A 1290-nucleotide genomic window follows, 5' to 3' on the forward strand; every position below is an offset into this window, starting at 1 on the left:
GCTCGACGACGCGGCGCCGACCGTCGACGCGCGGCTGCCCGACGGCACGCGCCTGCACGCCGTGCTGCCCCCGCTCGCGGACGGGTGCACCGTGCTGAGCCTGCGCGTCGTGCGGCCGCGCGCGTTCACCCTGGCCGAGCTCGTCGCGTCCGGGTCCGTCGCGCCGCCGCTCGTGCCGGTGCTCGCCGCGCTCGTCGACCGGCGGGCGAACGTGCTCGTGTCCGGGCCGACCGGCGCGGGCAAGACGACGCTGCTCGCCGCGCTGCTGTCCCGCGTGCCGCACGACCAGCGCATCGTCCTCGTCGAGGAGTCCGGCGAGATGCTGCCCGACCACCCGCACGTCGTGCGGCTGACGGCGCGGCGCGCCAACGTCGACGGCGCGGGCGGCGTCGGGCTCGCCGACCTCGTGCGGGAGGCGCTGCGGATGCGCCCCGACCGGCTCGTGCTCGGCGAGTGCCGCGGCGCCGAGGTCCGCGAGGTCCTCGCGGCGCTCAACACCGGGCACGAAGGCGGCTGCGCGACCCTGCACGCCAACACCGCCGGCGACGTGCCCGCCCGGCTCGAGGCGATGGCCGCGCTCGCCGGCCTGGACCGGCCGGCCGTGGCGGCGCAGGCCGTGAGCGCGATCGACGCCGTCCTGCACGTGCGCCGGGCCGGGGACGACGGCGGGCGGCGGCTGGCCGAGGTCGGCGTCGTGGGGCGCTCGCCCGCCGGCGAGCTCGAGGTCGCGACGGCGCTGCGGGTCGACGCCGCGGGTCACGTACGCACGGGGCCGGGCTGGCCCCGGCTCGCGGAGCGGCTCGGGCTCACGACGGTGCCGCCGGGTGGCGTCCGCGCCGTGGCGGCGACGCCGGGCGCACGGGGGACGCCGTCGTGACGGTGGTCGTGGGGGTCCTCGTCGCGCTCGCGGTGCTCGCGGGGGTCGGGCCGCCGGGGCGGTGGCCGCACGGACGGGGTCGGACCGCCGGCGCGGCGTGCACGCGCCGGTCCGGCCCGTCGTCCGGAACCTGGCCCTTCCGGCAGCGGCGGTGGTGGGGCGCGGCGGCGGCCCGGCGGGGTGCGACTCGGCGTGGCACGGACGGTCCGGGGGCCGGCTCGTCGGACGGCGACCTCGCCGGCGTCCTGCTGGCCGTGGCAGCGCGGTTGCGGGCCGGCGCGACCCCGCAGGCCGCGTGGGCCGCCGTGCTCCCGGGGGAGTGGTCGCCCGGACGAGGTGTGCCCGGCGGGGCTGCCGGCCGTGTCGCCGGCAGGGGCGCGGGCACGGTCGCCGGCGACGGCGCGGGCGTGGTC

Annotated in this window: 1 protein-coding gene; it reads left to right on the top strand. The window is 81.2% G+C overall.

Features of this window, described 5'->3' with window-relative positions:
- Nucleotides 1–877: TadA family conjugal transfer-associated ATPase (locus AB6N23_RS18400; protein WP_412867398.1), on the top strand; the 877-nt coding region annotated here is incomplete at its 5' end.
- Between the last annotated feature and the right edge of the window lie 413 nt (nt 878–1290).

It is taken from the genome of Cellulomonas pasadenensis (genome assembly GCF_047229365.1).
In the GTDB taxonomy this organism is placed as follows: Bacteria; Actinomycetota; Actinomycetes; order Actinomycetales; family Cellulomonadaceae; genus Cellulomonas.